General features: G+C 75.0%; 14 protein-coding genes. 9 read left to right on the top strand and 5 right to left on the bottom strand.

Annotated features, from left to right (window positions below; all coding sequences use genetic code 11):
* Positions 1-73: 73 nt before the first annotated feature.
* Entirely contained in the window at positions 74-1,378 is a 1,305-nt protein-coding gene (gene xseA, locus ACFVS0_RS05900) for an exodeoxyribonuclease VII large subunit (RefSeq protein ID WP_430549629.1), read from the top strand.
* Here xseA and ACFVS0_RS05895 read toward each other — a convergent pair.
* Positions 1,344-2,306 (bottom strand): helix-turn-helix transcriptional regulator, encoded by a 963-nt coding sequence (locus tag ACFVS0_RS05895; RefSeq protein ID WP_430549628.1) that lies wholly within the window; start codon positions 2,304-2,306, stop codon positions 1,344-1,346. The genes xseA and ACFVS0_RS05895 overlap by 35 nt on opposite strands.
* Positions 2,307-2,367: 61 nt before the next feature.
* Between ACFVS0_RS05895 and ACFVS0_RS05890 the strand changes: the two genes are divergently transcribed.
* The gene (locus ACFVS0_RS05890; protein WP_430587435.1) at positions 2,368-3,519 is read left to right on the top strand and encodes an epoxide hydrolase family protein; all 1,152 of its coding nucleotides are present in this window, start codon (positions 2,368-2,370) and stop codon (positions 3,517-3,519) included.
* 25 nt (positions 3,520-3,544) lie between these two features.
* Here the strand turns inward: ACFVS0_RS05890 and ACFVS0_RS05885 are convergent, their stop codons facing one another.
* Positions 3,545-5,164: an ABC-F family ATP-binding cassette domain-containing protein gene (locus ACFVS0_RS05885; protein ID WP_430563858.1), complete on the bottom strand. Its 1,620-nt coding sequence runs from the start codon at positions 5,162-5,164 to the stop codon at positions 3,545-3,547.
* Positions 5,165-5,266: 102 nt separating this feature from the next.
* On the opposite strand from ACFVS0_RS05885, the gene ACFVS0_RS05880 reads away from it, so the two are divergent.
* Genes ACFVS0_RS05880 through ACFVS0_RS05870 form a run of 3 tightly spaced genes read left to right on the top strand, consistent with a single transcriptional unit; the run spans position 5,267 to position 7,166 of the window.
* Complete coding sequence (locus ACFVS0_RS05880; RefSeq protein WP_430587434.1) at positions 5,267-5,539, top strand: exodeoxyribonuclease VII small subunit; 273 nt, start codon at positions 5,267-5,269, stop codon at positions 5,537-5,539.
* Positions 5,536-6,528 (top strand): carbohydrate kinase, encoded by a 993-nt coding sequence (locus ACFVS0_RS05875; RefSeq protein WP_430587433.1) that lies wholly within the window; start codon positions 5,536-5,538, stop codon positions 6,526-6,528. Before ACFVS0_RS05880 ends, ACFVS0_RS05875 begins: the two co-directional genes overlap by 4 nt.
* On the top strand, positions 6,525-7,166 hold the full coding sequence (locus tag ACFVS0_RS05870) for a carbonic anhydrase (RefSeq protein ID WP_430549623.1): 642 nt from the start codon (positions 6,525-6,527) through the stop codon (positions 7,164-7,166). The genes ACFVS0_RS05875 and ACFVS0_RS05870 overlap by 4 nt, the downstream gene beginning before the upstream one ends.
* Positions 7,167-7,204: 38 nt before the next feature.
* On the opposite strand, the gene ACFVS0_RS05865 is transcribed toward ACFVS0_RS05870, so the two are convergent.
* The gene (locus tag ACFVS0_RS05865; protein WP_430587432.1) at positions 7,205-7,774 is read right to left on the bottom strand and encodes a DUF1697 domain-containing protein; all 570 of its coding nucleotides are present in this window, start codon (positions 7,772-7,774) and stop codon (positions 7,205-7,207) included.
* Positions 7,775-7,892: 118 nt separating this feature from the next.
* Here ACFVS0_RS05865 and ACFVS0_RS05860 point away from each other — a divergent pair, with 118 nt between their 5' ends.
* The gene (locus tag ACFVS0_RS05860; protein ID WP_430587431.1) at positions 7,893-9,329 is read left to right on the top strand and encodes a class II fumarate hydratase; all 1,437 of its coding nucleotides are present in this window, start codon (positions 7,893-7,895) and stop codon (positions 9,327-9,329) included.
* A gap of 216 nt (positions 9,330-9,545) precedes the next feature.
* On the opposite strand, the gene ACFVS0_RS05855 is transcribed toward ACFVS0_RS05860, so the two are convergent.
* Positions 9,546-10,034, bottom strand: a complete 489-nt coding sequence (locus tag ACFVS0_RS05855) for a MarR family winged helix-turn-helix transcriptional regulator (protein ID WP_430587430.1) — start codon at positions 10,032-10,034, stop codon at positions 9,546-9,548.
* Between the two features lie 69 nt (positions 10,035-10,103).
* On the opposite strand from ACFVS0_RS05855, the gene ACFVS0_RS05850 reads away from it, so the two are divergent.
* On the top strand, positions 10,104-11,441 hold the full coding sequence (locus tag ACFVS0_RS05850; RefSeq protein ID WP_430587429.1) for an FUSC family protein: 1,338 nt from the start codon (positions 10,104-10,106) through the stop codon (positions 11,439-11,441).
* A 21-nt stretch (positions 11,442-11,462) separates the two neighbouring features.
* Here ACFVS0_RS05850 and ACFVS0_RS05845 read toward each other — a convergent pair whose 3' ends face one another.
* On the bottom strand, positions 11,463-12,839 hold the full coding sequence (locus ACFVS0_RS05845) for a PhoH family protein (protein ID WP_430549618.1): 1,377 nt from the start codon (positions 12,837-12,839) through the stop codon (positions 11,463-11,465).
* Positions 12,840-13,097: 258 nt separating this feature from the next.
* Here ACFVS0_RS05845 and ACFVS0_RS05840 point away from each other — a divergent pair, with 258 nt between their 5' ends.
* Both ACFVS0_RS05840 and nhaA read left to right on the top strand, forming a co-directional pair.
* Entirely contained in the window at positions 13,098-13,670 is a 573-nt protein-coding gene (locus tag ACFVS0_RS05840; RefSeq protein ID WP_430587428.1) for a DUF1697 domain-containing protein, read from the top strand.
* A gap of 69 nt (positions 13,671-13,739) precedes the next feature.
* Positions 13,740-15,095, top strand: coding sequence for a Na+/H+ antiporter NhaA (nhaA, locus tag ACFVS0_RS05835; protein WP_430585012.1), 1,356 nt, complete (start codon positions 13,740-13,742; stop codon positions 15,093-15,095).
* Positions 15,096-15,231 lie beyond the last annotated feature (136 nt).

The raw sequence follows: 15,231 nt of genomic DNA, 5'->3' as shown, positions 1-15,231 counted from the left end.
TAGGTGGGCGGGTGTGGACGTCCTGTGACGGGCGCCTGACGGCCGTCCGAGGAGCTCGTCGGGGGCGTGGGGCATGCTGGACGGCGTGTCGGACACGTCCCAGCCGGAATCCCGGACAACAGCCCAGCCGCAGCCCCTGCCCGAGCTCGCCCGCGACACGACCGCGGAGCGCCCGTGGCCGGTGCGGCTGCTGTCCGCGAAGATCCGGGACTACGTCGCGAGGATGTCGTCGGTCTGGGTCGAGGGCCAGGTCGTGGAGCACACCTACCGCCCCCGGGCGGGGATGCAGTTCGTCACGCTGCGCGACACCGACGCCGAGGCCTCGCTGCCCGTGCACCTGCTGTCGCGGATCTACGAGGGTCTCCACCACAAGCCCGAGGTGGGCGACCACGTCGTGGTGCAGGCCAAGCCCGAGTTCTGGGTCAAGACCGGCCGCCTGTCGATGCGCGCGACGGCGGTGCGCCAGGTGGGCGTCGGCGAGCTGCTCGCACGCATCGACCAGCTCCGCCGCGTGCTCGCGGCCGAGGGCCTGTTCGACCTCGACCGCAAGCGCCCTCTGCCGTTCCTGCCCGCCGTCGTGGGCCTCGTCTGCGGGCGCGAGTCGAAGGCCGAGCACGACGTCGTCGTGAACGCGCGCGCCCGCTGGCCGCAGGTGCGGTTCGAGATCCGCGAGGTCGCGGTGCAGGGCGTCGACGCCGTGCGCGAGGTGAGCGGCGCGATCGCCGATCTCGACGCCCGGCCGGAGGTCGAGGTGATCGTCGTGGCGCGCGGCGGCGGCTCGGTGGAGGACCTGCTGCCGTTCAGCAACGAGGCCCTGGTGCGGGCGGCCGCAGCCTGCACGACGCCGCTGGTCAGCGCCATCGGGCACGAGACCGACACCCCGCTGCTGGACCTCGTCGCCGATCACCGCGCGTCGACCCCGACGGACGCCGCGAAGCAGGTCGTGCCCGACGTCGCGGAGGAGCGGCTGCGCCTCGACCAGGCGCGCCGGCGGATGCGCGCCGCGGTCTCGGCCCGGGTGGAGCGGGAGCAGCACGGCCTCGACGCGCTGCGGACGCGGCCGGTGCTGGCCCGGCCCCAGACGACGGTCGACGTCCGCGAGCGCGAGATCGCCCAGCTCGTGCGGCACGCCCGCCACCGGCTGGACGCCGCGCTGCTGCGCGCCGCGGGCGAGGTCGGGCGGCTCGAGGCCCAGGTCCGCGCGCTCTCGCCGCAGGCCACGCTCGAGCGCGGGTACGCCGTCGTGCAGCGCGGGGACGGGCACGTGGTGCGCGCGGCCCGCGACGTCGCGACCGGCGACGCGGTGCACGTGCGCGTCGCCGAGGGATCGCTGGAGGCCGCCGTCACCGCGACGGCCGCACCCGCGCAGCCCGCCTGAACCGGTCCGCGAGCCGGCCGAACGCCGCGGCCAGCTCGTCCCCCTCGAGCACCTCGACGTCCATCCCGAGCTGTGTGATCCACAGGGCGAGCCGGTCGGGGTCGTCGCTGCCGACCTCGACCCGGCAGCTGGACGGCCCGGTCTCCTCCACCTCGAGCGGGGAGCCGACCTTCGCGACGACCTCCGCGGCCGATGCGTGCACGAGGATCCTGGCCCGGTAGCGCCACGTCGCCCGGCCCACCCGCGCCACGACGTGCCGCAGCACCACGTCCTCGGGGATGACGCGCGGCCGGAACCGCGACCCGGTGGGCGGGCGCAGCGCGATCCGGTCGGCACGGAAGACGCGCCAGTCCAGGCGGTCGAGGTCCCAGGCCAGCAGGTACCAGCGCGACCCCCAGCGCACCAGGCGGTGCGGTTCCGTGTGCCGGGACGACTCGGAACCGTCGTGGGTGGTGTAGCGGAACCGGAGCCGTTCGCCGGCCCGGATCGCGGCGGCGACACCACCGAGCACCTCCAGGTCGGGCGCCGGGTCCCCGTCCGGCACGACGCTCGTCGCCTCCCGGACGGCCTCGACGCGCCGCCGCAGGTGCGCGGGCATCACCTGCTCGACCTTCGCGAGCGCGGTGAGGGCGGTCTCCCCCTCGCCGAGCGGCCCGTGCGCGGCCGCGGTGAGCCCGATCGCGACCGCCACCGCCTCGTCGTCGTCCAGCACCAGCGGCGGCATCGCCGACCCGGCGGCGAGCCGGTACCCGCCGGCGACCCCGGGCCGGGCCTCGACGGGGTAGCCGAGCGAGCGCAGCTTGCCGACGTCGGTGCGCACGGTGCGGGTGCTCACCCCGAGCCGCTCGGCGAGGTCTCCGCTGGTCCAGTCGCGCCGCAGCTGCAGCAGGGACAGGAGCTGGAGGAGCCGGGCCGAGGTCTCGAGCATGTTCGGAGCATCTCACCCATCGCGGAAGCAAGTCTTCCGCGATTGCTGCGAGCGTGGAGCCATGACCGAGAACACCGCAGACACCGCCCTCGTCCCCTTCCGCGTCGAGGTCCCGCAGGCGGACCTCGACGACCTGCGCGACCGGCTGGCCCGCACCCGCTGGCCCCTGCCCGTGCCCGGCCGCGACGACCGCACGGACTTCGGCCGCGGCATCCCCCTGCCGTACCTGCGCGAGCTGGCCGCCTACTGGCGCGACGACTTCGACTGGCGCGCGCAGGAGGCCGCCCTGAACGCGCACGAGCAGGTCACGACCGTCGTCGACGGCCAGACCTTCCACGTCGTGCACGCCCGCTCCGCGGACCCGGACGCGATCCCGCTGCTCCTGTGCCACGGGTGGCCGGGGTCGTTCGTCGAGTACCAGCGCCTGATCCCGCTGCTCACGGACACGTTCCACGTCGTCGTCCCGTCCCTGCCCGGGTTCGGCTTCTCGACGCCGCTGTCCGGCACCGGCTGGGAGGTGGCGCGCACCACCGAGGCCTACGCCGAGATCATGACCCGCCTCGGGTACGACCGGTTCGCCGTGCACGGCACCGACATCGGGGCCGGCACCACCGGCCGCCTGGCGGGCCTGTACCCCCAGCGCGTGATCGGCACCCACGTCGGGAGCGACGGCCGGTCGCTCGGCATGGTGGGCACCGCGTATCCCGCTCCCGACGGGCTGACCGACGACGAGGTGGCGCAGATCGACGCGGTCCGCGCGCGCGACGCCGCCGAGCACGGCTACTTCGAGATGCAGAACCACCGCCCCGACACGATCGGCGCGGCCCTTACGGACTCGCCGGTCGGTCAGCTCGCCTGGGTCGCGGAGAAGTTCCAGACCTGGACCAACCCCGCGCACCCCACGCCTGCGGAGTCCGTCGACCGCGACCAGCTCCTGGCCAACGTGTCGCTCTACTGGTTCACCCGCAGCGGGGCGTCGAGCGCCCAGTTCTATTACGAGGCGTCGCACTCCGGGCTCGACTGGCTCTCCGCCTCCGACGTCCCCTCCGCGTGGTCCGTGTTCGACACGCACCCGCTCATGGCGAAGGTGTTCAACGGCTGGAGCGCGATCGACCAGTGGGTGGAGCACGCCGAGGGCGGGCACTTCCCCGCGATGGAGGAGCCCGAGCTGCTCGCCGCGGACCTGCGCGCCTTCTTCAGCGGCCGGTCGTGACCGGCGCCCGAACCTCCGACGCGCGTCACCGTGCGCGGGCGACCCGCCCCTCGTCCCAGACGGGCTCGGGCGTCTCGCGCACGGTGCCGTCCGCGCCGAACACCAGGAACCGGTCGAACGAGCGCGCGAACCAGCGGTCGTGCGTGACGGCGAGGACGGTGCCGTCGAACGCCTCCAGGCCGTCCTGCAGCGCCTCGGCGCTGGCCAGGTCGAGGTTGTCCGTCGGCTCGTCGAGCAGCAGCGCGGTGCAGCCGGCGAGCTCGAGCAGCAGGATCTGGAACCGCGCCTGCTGCCCGCCCGACAGGCGGTCGAACGCGCGGTCCGCGGCGACGGTCAGCTCGTAGCGGCGCAGCACGGACATCGCCGCCCCGCGGTCGCGGGCGTGGTCCTCCCACAGGATCTGGGTGAGCGTGCGCCCGAACAGCTCCGGGTGGGCGTGGGTCTGCGCGAAGACGCCGGGCACGACGCGCGCGCCGAGGCGCCACTCGCCCGTGTGCGCGACGTCGTCGCCCCCGAGCAGCCGCAGGAAGTGCGACTTGCCGGAACCGTTCGACCCGAGGACCGCGACCCGCTCGCCGTAGAAGACCTCCAGGTCGAACGGCTGCATGAGCCCCGTGAGCCCGAGCCGCTCGCAGGTCAGCGCGCGCACCCCCGTCCGGCCGCCGCGCAGGCGCATCCGGATGTCCTGCTCGCGCGGGGGCTCGGGAGGCGGGCCGGCCTCCTCGAACTTGCTCAGGCGGGTCTGCGCGGCGCGGTAGCGCGACGCCATCGCGTCGCTGTTCGCGGCCGCCTGCCGCAGCTCGCGCACCAGCCGCACCAGCTGGGCGTGCTTCTCGTCCCAGCGCCGGCGCAGCTCCTCGAACCGCGCGAACCGCTCGCGCCGCGCCTCGTGGAACGTGGCGAAGCCGCCGCCGTGCACCCAGGCGTCGGCGCCGGACGGCGCGGGCTCGAGGGAGACGATGCGGTCGGCGACGCGCGCCAGCAGCTCGCGGTCGTGCGAGACGAACAGGACGGTCTTGCGGGTGGCCCGCAGCTGGTCCTCGAGCCACCGCTTGCCGGGCACGTCGAGGTAGTTGTCGGGCTCGTCGAGCAGCAGCACCTCGTCCGGCCCGCGCAGCAGCGCCTCCAGGACGAGCCGCTTCTGCTCGCCGCCGGACAGGGTGCGCACCTCGCGCCACCGCGCCTGCTCGTACGGGACGCCGAGCGCGGCGACGGTGCACACGTCCCACAGCGTCTCGGCCTCGTAGCCCTGCGCCTCGGCCCAGTCGGCGAGCGCCTGCGCGTAGGCGAGCTGCGCGGGCTCGTCGTCGACCTCCATGATCGCCAGCTCCGCAGCGTCGACGGCGCGCGCGGCGTCGCGCACCCGCGGCGGCGCGACGTCGACGAGCAGGTCGCGCACGGTCGTCTCGTCCCGCACGGAGCCGACGAACTGCCGCATGACGCCGAGCCCGCCCGTCACGGTGACGGAGCCCGCCTGCGGTACCAGGTCGCCCGACAGCAGGCGCAGCAGGGTGGTCTTCCCGGAGCCGTTGGGGCCGACGAGAGCCGTGGCGCTGCCCTCGGGGACGCGGAACGAGACGTCGTCGAGCAGCGTGCGCCCGTCCGGCAGCACGTGCTCGACGTGCGCCACCTCCAGATGACCCATGCCGCGCACGCTGCCCGACCGCCGGGCCGCCCGCAAGGCATTTCCGCCCGCAGCGCGGACGACGTCGGCGGCCTGTCGGCGAGGTGATGTTGACTGTCCCCCGTGACCGATGCGAACCCCGGTGCCCCCGACCTGCCCGCCGACGTCTCCGCCCTGACGTACGAAGCCGCCCGCGACGAGCTCGTCCAGGTGGTCGCCCGGCTGGAGGCCGGCAGCGAGCCCCTCGAGGAGTCGCTCGCACTCTGGGAGCGTGGCGAGGCGCTGGCGGCGCGCTGCCAGCAGTGGCTCGACGGCGCGCGCGAGCGGCTCGCGGCGGCGCAGACGGCCTCGTCCGCTGCCGACGCCACCACCGAGGACGAGGAGGAGGACGCGTGAGCGCGCACGTCCTCGCGGTGGGCGAGGCGCTGGTCGACGTCGTGCACCGGCCCGACGGGACCAGCGAGGAGCACCCGGGCGGCAGCCTCGCGAACGTCGCTCTCACCCTCGGCCGCCTCGGCCGTGACGTGCGGCTGGCGACCTGGCTCGGTCGGGACACGCGCGGCGAAGACGTCCGGTCGTGGCTCGCAGGGTCCCGCGTCGTCCTGGCCCCCGGCAGCGACGGCGCGTCGCGCACGAGCGTCGCGCAGGCGACGCTGGACGAGGCGGGCGCCGCGACCTACGAGTTCGACCTCGACTGGCAGGTCCCCGCCGGCGCGGGTGCCGGCGACGAAACGCTGGCCGTGCACACCGGCTCCATCGCCGCGATGCTCCCGCCGGGGGACGCCGACGTGCGGGAGCTGGTGGAGGTCGCCCGGGCGACGTCGACAGTGACCTATGACCCCAACGCGAGGCCCGCGATCATGGGCGACGCCGACGTCGTGCGGCCGCGGGTCGAGGAGATCGTCGCGCTCTCGGACGTGGTGAAGGTCAGCGACGAGGACCTGGCGTGGCTGTACCCGGGCCGCGAGCCGCTGGACGTCGCGCGCGCCTGGCAGGCCACCGGGCCGGCGGTCGTCGTGGTGACGTTCGGCGGCGAGGGTGCGACGGCGGTGACGGCGGCCGGCGAGGTCGCCGTCGCGGCCCCGCGGGTCGACGTGGTCGACACCGTCGGTGCGGGCGACTCGTTCATGGGCGCCCTCCTGGACTGGCTGTGGGGCGCGGACCTGCTGGGCGCGGCCCGGAGGGACGCGCTGCGCGCCATCGACCGCGCGGCGACGGCACGGATGCTCGTGCGCGCCGTGGCCGTGGCCGCCGTGACCGTCTCCCGGGCCGGCGCGAACCCGCCGTGGCCGCACGATCTCATCGGGCCGGATCGCGTGCGGGTCGGCGAGCACGGAACTGACGAGCGCGGAACAGACGAGCACGGAGCAGAGGAGCACTCATGACCCTGACCCCCACCGAGGCCTGGACCCGCCTGCGGGCCGGCAACGGCCGCTTCGTCCGCGACGAGCCGGAGCACCCCGACCAGGACGCCGTCCGCCGCCACGAGCTGCGCACGGTGCAGCACCCGCACACGGTGATCTTCGGGTGCTCCGACTCCCGGGTGGCGGCCGAGATCATCTTCGACCAGGGCCTGGGCGACGTCTTCGTGGTGCGCACCGCCGGCCACGTGGTGGACACGACCGTGCTCGGCTCCATCGAGTACGGCACGGAGGTGCTGCACACGCCGCTCGTGGTGGTGCTGGGGCACGACTCGTGCGGCGCCGTCGCGGCGACGGCGCACACCCTCGCGACCGGCGAGCAGCCCCCGGGGTTCGTGCGCGCCGTGGTCGACAAGGTCATCCCGTCGGTGGCGGAGCTCACCAGCCGACAGGGCGTCACCGGGCCGATCGACCCGGACGTGCTGCGCACGGAGCACGTCAAGCACACCGTCGCGCTGCTGCGCGGCTACTCGGCCGCGATCGGCACGGCCGTCGACGAGGGTCGCCTGGCCGTGGTCGGCGTCGTCTACGACCTGGACGACGGCAGCGCGCGCCTCGTGGCGGTCGACGGCGAGGTCGGCGAGCAGCCGGCCGCCGCCTGACCTCCGCCTGACCGTGACGAGCGGGTGGCCCCGCCCGCTCAGGCCCGTGCGGCGGCCGCCAGCAGCCGCCGCACGGTGCCGAGGGTGCGTGTCGTGGCGACCCCGCCGGTGAGCCGCTCGACGACGGAGTTCGGGTCGCCGCCCGTCCCCGGGCCGCCCCGCACGACGGCGAGCACCACGCCCGGTCGGGCGGCGACGAGGTCGAGCAGGTCGCGCGGGTCCGTCCAGGGCAGGTCGACGGTCAGCGGCTCCCCGCCGTCCACGAAGGTCAGGGTGTCCCGATACGTCCGCTCGTCGCGGGTGAGCGCGAACGGGTCGCCGTCGATCGCCGCCGCCACGTCGTCGAGCGGGCGCACCAGCGCGGGGTGCGCATAGCCGGACCGCTCGGCAAGCCGCGGGGCGGCGGCCCGCACCACCCGCTCGGCCGCGGAGGGGTCGCCGCCCCCGTCGGGCTCCCCCGGGTCGAGCAGCACGGTGCCGTTGGTCTGGAACGACCGCACCGACCGCGCGCCCGCGTCCAGCAGCGCGGCCTCCAGCTCGGTGCGCACCGGGCTGCCGCGGTGTCCGAGGTTCATCGCGCGGTAGAGCACCACGTGGGTGAACGTCACCCCGCGATCCTCCCGCGCCGCACCGACGACCGCACCGACGACCGCCCCGACGACCGCACCGCGTCTGAGTGATCCGGCTCACGACGGAACGCCCGCGCGGGTGCGGCACGATAGAGGCATGACTTCCGACACCGTCGTCCCCGGCGCGTCCGGCGCGGGCGAGACCGAGTACCGCATCGAGCACGACACGATGGGCGAGGTGCGCGTCCCCGCGCACGCGCTCTACCGCGCGCAGACGCAGCGGGCCGTGGAGAACTTCCCGATCTCCGGCACCCCCCTCGAGCGCGGGCACATCGAGGCCCTGGCGCGCGTCAAGAAGGCCGCCGCGCGGGCGAACGCCGAGCTGGGCGTGCTCGACCAGGACGTCGCGGACGCCATCGTCGCCGCGGCCGACGAGGTCGCCTCGGGCGCGCACGACGCGCACTTCCCCGTCGACGTCTTCCAGACCGGCTCGGGCACGTCGTCGAACATGAACACCAACGAGGTGCTGGCCACGCTGGCCACGCGCGCGCTCGGCAAGGACGTGCACCCGAACGACCACGTCAACGCCTCGCAGTCCTCCAACGACGTCTTCCCGACGTCGGTGCACGTCGCCGCCACCGCCGGCGCGATCCACGACCTGGTCCCGGCGCTGAAGCACCTGGCCGACGCGCTGGCCGCCAAGTCCGACGAGTTCGCGACCGTCGTGAAGTCCGGCCGCACGCACCTCATGGACGCCACCCCGGTCACGCTCGGCCAGGAGTTCGGCGGGTACGCCGCCGCGATCCGCTACGGCGTCGAGCGCGTCGAGGCGGCGCTGCCCCGCGCGGCCGAGGTCCCGCTGGGCGGCACCGCGGTCGGCACCGGCATCAACACGCCTGCCGGCTTCCCGCAGCGCGTCATCGAGCTGCTCCGCGAGGACACGGGCCTGCCGCTGACGGAGGCGCGCGACCACTTCGAGGCGCAGTCGGCGCGCGACGGTCTCGTCGAGCTCTCGGGCGCGCTGCGCACCATCGCCGTGTCGGTCACCAAGATCTGCAACGACCTGCGCTGGATGGGCTCGGGCCCGAACACCGGCCTGGGCGAGATCGCGATCCCCGACCTCCAGCCGGGCTCGTCGATCATGCCGGGCAAGGTCAACCCGGTGATCCCGGAGGCCGTGCTCATGGTGGCGGCCCGCGTGATCGGCAACGACGCCACCGTCGCCTGGGCGGGCGCGAGCGGCTCGTTCGAGCTCAACGTGCAGATCCCGGTGATCGCGCAGGGCGTGCTGGAGTCGATCCGCCTGCTCGCCAACGCGTCGCGCGCGCTCGCCGACAAGACGGTCTCCGGCATCACCGCCAACGTGGACCGGGCCCGCGCGTTCGCCGAGTCCTCGCCGTCGATCGTCACGCCGCTCAACCGCGTGATCGGTTACGAGGCCGCGGCCAAGGTCGCGAAGCACTCGGTCAAGCAGGGCCTCACGGTGCGCGAGGCCGTGATCGACCTCGGCTTCGTGGAGCGCGGCGAGGTCACGGAGGCCCAGCTCGACTCGGCCCTCGACGTCCTGTCGATGACGCGGCCCCCGCAGGCCTGACCCGAGCACGACGACGGCGGCAGTCCCGGAGAGCGGGGCTGCCGCCGTCGTCGTCCTCCCGCAACCTGGACTCAGGGTTGGTAAGGCTAACCTCACCTGCTACTGTCGGCGTACGCGGGGAGGCGCCCCTCGGGGCGCGGGGCTGGGGGGTTCCACCTGAGACGTGCGGCGCCTCCCCGCACAGCACGTCGTCACGCCGGACGACCGGGTGGTGGCTCAGTAGTCGCGCGGGTCCAGCCGGCGCAGCACGACGGCGAGCAGGCGGCCGAGCTCGGCACGCTCCGCCTCGGACAGGTCCACCAGGGCCGCGCGCTCGTGCTCGATCTGCCGCGGGAACAGCTCGTCGACGAGCTCCTCCCCCTCCACGGTCAGCGCCACCAGCACGCCCCGCTTGTCGCGCTCGTGCACGGCACGCTCCACCAGCCCGGCCCGCTCCAGCCGGTCGAGGCGCTTGGTGATCGACGCGCCCGGCGACCCCGTCATCGTGGTGATCTCGCCCGCCCGCAGCGGGCGGCCGGAGCGCCGCAGCGCCGTGAGGACGTCGAGCTCGGCACGCGTGACGTCGCGAGTCGCGAGGTCCCCGGACACCTCGACCTCCAGCAGGGCGGCGATCCGGCGCACCCGCGCGCCGACGTCGGCCGGGGACGTGTCGACACCGGGCAACCGCTCGGCCCACTGCGCGCGCACGCGCTCGATGTAGTCCACGGCGACAGGATAGAGGTCACACCGCTACTCCTTCCATGATGATTTACCTGTGAACTATCATGGTCGGCAATGCCTCCCACCTCCTCCCCCGTCCTGACGAGCGCCCGCGACGTGCTCGACCCCGCGCACCTGCGCTCCGCGCTCCGCGTCAACCCCGCCGACGCGACGCTCGCGGCCGCGCTGCGCGTGGGCGCCGCGGCCGCCGTCGTCCTCGCGCTCAGCGCCGCCGTGGGGCGCACCGACCTGGCGGCCTTCGCGTCTCTCGGGGCGCTCGTCATCCTGTACGGGCGGTACGAGCCGTACCGGCGCCGCGCGTCGCTGCTGGCCGGCGTCGCCGCCGTGTTCGTCGTGGCCTTCCTGCTTACGGCCTCCCTCACCGCCGCGGGCGCCCCCGTGCTCGTGGTCCTCGCGGTGGTGGCGCTCGTCGCCGGCGCGACGACGGCCCTGTGCACCCTGGTCCGCACCGGGCCTCCCGGGGCGAGCATCGTCGTCTTCGCCGCGGCGGGCGGCATGGTCGGCCCCCTGGCCTGGAGCGACGTCGGCGAACGGGGCGTCGCGTTCGCCCTCGGCGCCGCCGTGGCATGGGTCGTCGGGATGAGCGGCTGGCTCGTGCGCCCGAGCGCACCGGCGCGCCTGGCCGTCCGTCGGGCGGCGGACGCGGTGCGGAGGTCGCTCGACGCCGGCCCCGACGCCCCGGAGGTCGCGCGGGCCGCGTCGGCCGCTGTGGCCCGTGCCGGCGACGTGCTGGCGGACGACCTCTCCTCCCGGCGCACCCGCGACACCGCGCGGGTGCTCGCCGCCGAGCTGGCCGCGGTCGCCGCGGCGCTGGACGCGCCGTCCGCCGCCGCGCCGAGCACCTCGGCCGCGCCCGCCGACGCGCTGCCGGCGCGCCGCCGTCTGCGCGACGACGTCCGCGCGGGATGGCGCGTCCCCGGCTGGCGGCTCGCGGGCGTCCGCGTGGTGCTGGCGAGCGTCGTCGCCGGTGCGGGCACGCTCGCCGCCGGCCTGAGCCATCCCGCGTGGGCGCAGCTCGGCGCCACGGCCACGCTGCAGGGGGCGAGCACCCGCCACGCCGTGGTCCGCGCGCTGCAGCGCGGGGGCGGCACCGTGCTGGGGGCCCTGCTCGCCTGGCCGCTCCTCGCGGCGCACCTGTCGTTCGCCGCGACCTGCGTCGTCGTCGTGGTGCTGCAGGTCGTCACGGAGGTCGTCGTCGGGCGTCACTACGGCCTGGCGATGCTCACCATCACCCCGATGGCCCTGCTGATGACCTCGCTCGGCGGGTCCGTCGACCCCGCGGGGATCGCGGCCTCGCGCGCCCTCGACACCGTGCTCGGCGCCGTCGTCGGCGTGCTCGCCGTCGTCCTGGTGCACCCGCGCCGCCGGCCGGCGATGCCGGCAAAGGCCTGACCGGCGGCGCGGCGCGCCCCGTCAGATCTCCAGCGACTCCAGCATCTCGGTGACCAGCGCCGCGACGGGCGACCGCTCGGAGCGCGTCAGCGTCACGTGCGCGAACAGCGGGTGGCCCTTCATCGCCTCGATCACGGCCGCGACGCCGTCGTGCCGCCCGACCCGCAGGTTGTCGCGCTGCGCGACGTCGTGCGTGAGGACCACGCGCGAGTCCTGCCCGATGCGCGACAGCACCGTGAGGAGCACGTTGCGCTCCAGGGACTGGGCCTCGTCGACGATGACGAACGCGTCGTGCAGCGACCGACCGCGGATGTGCGTCAGCGGCAGCACCTCGAGCATCTCGCGGTCGATCACCTCGTCGACGACGTCGGGCGAGACGAGCGCGCCGAGCGTGTCGTACACGGCCTGGGCCCAGGGGTTCATCTTCTCGGACTCGGACCCGGGCAGGTAGCCGAGCTCCTGACCGCCCACGGCGTACAGCGGGCGGAACACGATGACCTTGCGGTGCTGCCGGCGCTCGAGCACCGCCTCCAGCCCGGCGCACAGCGCCAGCGCCGACTTGCCGGTGCCGGCGCGCCCGCCCAGCGACAGGATCCCCACCTCGGGGTCGAGCAGCAGGTCGATGGCGATGCGCTGCTCGGCGGAACGACCGTGCACGCCGAAGACGTCCTGGTCGCCGCGGACGAGCCGCACCGTCTTGTCGGGCGTCACGCGCCCGAGGGCGGAGCCGCCCGGCGAGTGGATCACCAGCCCGGTGTGGCACAGCAGCGGCGACGCGGCCTCGACCACCTCCGGGTCGAGGGCGGCCAGCTCCACCTCGCCCCCCTCGTACAGGGTGCCCACCTGCTCGTCGGCGACGTCGATCTCGCGCATCCCGGTCCAGCCGGAGTCGACGGCGAGCTCGTGGCGGTACTCCTCCGCGCGCAGGCCGACCGCCGACGCCTTGACCCGCATCGGCAGGTCCTTGGAGACGACGGTGACGTCGCGCCCCTCGGCCGCGAGGTTGGCCGCCACGGACAGGATCCGGGTGTCGTTGTCGCCCAGCCGGAACCCGGCGGGCAGCACCTGCGGGTCGGTGTGGTTGAGCTCCACGCGGAGCGTGCCGCCGGCGTCGCCGACGGGGATGGCGGCGTCGAGGCGGCCGTGCTTGAGGCGCAGGTCGTCGAGCATCCGCAGCGCGCTGCGGGCGAAGTAGCCGAGCTCGGCGTGGTGCCGCTTGGCCTCCAGCTCCGTGATGACGACGACCGGCAGGACGACGTCGTGCTCGGCGAAGCGGTGGATCGCCCGAGGGTCGGACAACAGCACGGACGTGTCGACGACGAACGTGCGCGGGGCGGTGCCGTCCGGGTCGACGGCGTCGACGGTGTCGCGCTCAGGGACGGGTGCAGTTCGGGCCACGGCGAGCTCCCTCCAGGTGGACGGGCGGCCGCCCCGGGGGCGCCGCGCGGCGCCGGACCGGAGCCGGCCCTCCCGCACGGAGCGTGAACCCCATCGGCTGGCCTCCCCGAGGACGGCTGGACACCGTCCCTGCCGCCAAACTACGACGCTGTGATTCGCGCCACCACCCCCACGTCGGCGGGTCGGGAAGTTGTCACCCGGCGTTCACGCCCCGGACCCCGCCGCGACGCACGCGGGCAGGGCGAGCACCATGGAGCCGTGACCCCGAACCCCTCCAAGCCCACCGACGACCCGACCGCCTGGGTCGTGCTGCTGCGCGGCGTGAACGTCGGCGGCTCGCGCCGCGTGAGCTCCGCCGACCTGCGCGACGCCGCCGCCACGTCGGGCCTCACCGACGCCCGCACCTACGCCAACAGCGGGAACCTGGTCGCGGTGGGGCCGGCGGACGACGCCGACGTCGCCGAGCGCGTCACCGCCGCGCTCGCCGCGCAGCTCGGTGGCGACCTGCGCGCCGTCGCCCTGACGGCGGAGCGCGTGGCGGCGTTCCTCGCCGCCGACCCGTTCCCGGACGCCGTCGCGGACCACCCGGCCCAGGTGCAGGTGCACGTCTCCCCCGCACCCGTGGACGCCGACGCCCTCGCCCGGCTCGCCGAGGGCCGGCCCGAGCGGTTCGCCGTCGTCGACGGCGTGCTCTACGTGGACTACGTGGCGGGCATCGGCCGGTCGAAGCTCACCCCGGCGGCGATCGACAAGGCCGCCGGTACCTGGACCACCGCCCGGAACTGGAACACCCTGACCAAGCTGGTCGGGATGGCCCGCGAGGCGACCTGACGGACGCCGGGGCCGGGCACCCGCCACGGACGTTAGGCTGGCCCGCGGGTGAGCCGGGAAGTCTGGTCGGTGGCACCGGCTGCAACGCCGGGAGACCAGCGACCCCACGACCGGACAGGAGAAAGAACCCTGACCTCCGAGACCGCCACCCAGCCCCTCGGCACCCGGCTCCGCCGCTTCGCCTCCCGCGAGACCACGGGCGGGGCGCTCCTCATCGGCGCCGCCCTCCTCGCCCTGATCTGCGCGAACGCCCCGTGGCGCGAGTGGTACTTCGCCCTGTCCGAGGCGGTGCTCGGCTTCGACCGGCTGGGGCCGCTGTCCGTGCACCTCGACCTCACGGTCGCGGAGTGGGCGGCGGACGGCCTGCTCGCGATCTTCTTCTTCGTCGTCGGCGTGGAGCTCAAGCACGAGTTCGTCGCCGGCAGCCTCCGCAGCCCGAAGGAGGCGGGTGTGCCGATGCTCGCCGCCGTCGGGGGCATGGCGGTGCCCGCCGTCCTCTACTCGGTGATCGTCGTCGCGCTGGGCGAGCCCGGAGCTCTCCAGGGGTGGGCCATCCCCACGGCCACCGACATCGCCTTCGCGCTCGGCGTGCTGGCCGTGTTCGGCAAGGGCCTGCCCGCCGCGGTGCGCACGTTCCTGCTCACCCTCGCGGTGGTCGACGACCTGCTCGCGATCATCGTCATCGCCGTCTTCTACACGGAGTCCCTGAACTTCGGCTACCTCGCCGCCTCGCTCGCCGTGATCGTGGTGTTCGGGCTGGTCGTCCGGTCCCGGCGGCCGTACTGGTGGATGCTCGTGCCGCTCTTCGCGGTGGCCTGGGCGTTCATGCACGCCTCCGGGGTGCACGCGACCGTGGCCGGCGTGCTCATGGGCTTCACGGTGGCGGCCCGGCCCACCCACGGCGAGGCGGTCCCGCGCACGCACCGCTACGAGCGGGCGGTCAAGCCGTGGTCGCAGGGCGTCGCGCTGCCGGTCTTCGCGTTCTTCGCGGCCGGCGTGGACCTGGTCGACGGCGGCGGCGTCACCGAGATCCTCGGGCAGCCGGTGGTCCCGGCGATCACCGTCGGGCTCGTGGTGGGCAAGCTGATCGGGGTGCTGGGCACGACGGCGCTGGTCACGCGCCTCACCCCGCTCCGGCTCGCGCAGGGCATCGGCGTGCGCGACCTGCTGCCCGTCGGCTTCCTCGCCGGCATCGGGTTCACGGTGGCGCTGCTCGTGTCCGAGCTGTCGTTCGGGCACGCGTCGGAGCACACGGAGGGCGCCAAGGCCGCCATCCTGCTGGGGTCGGTGATCGCCGCGGTGCTCGGCGCCCTCACCCTGCGCTGGGACGCCCGGCGGGCCCGCACCTCCGACATGAACCTCGACGGCGTCGACGACGCCGTCGCCGACTTCATCGGGGACGAGAAGGACCGCAGGGAGCACTGAGGGCGGCCGCGGCGCGGGGAAGGGCCCCCGGCTCGGTGCCCCCCCCCCGCGCCAGCTCCCCCCCCCCCCCAACGGCTGCCCCCCACGCCATCCACGGCACGGGTGCGGGGCGACGACCGCGGAAGGACCCGGACGT

This window comes from Isoptericola sp. NPDC058082, assembly GCF_042885055.1.
In the GTDB taxonomy this organism is placed as follows: Bacteria; Actinomycetota; Actinomycetes; order Actinomycetales; family Cellulomonadaceae; genus Isoptericola.
The sequence above is the reverse complement of the archived record's forward strand: the minus strand, read 5'-3'. Positions and strand labels throughout refer to the sequence as shown.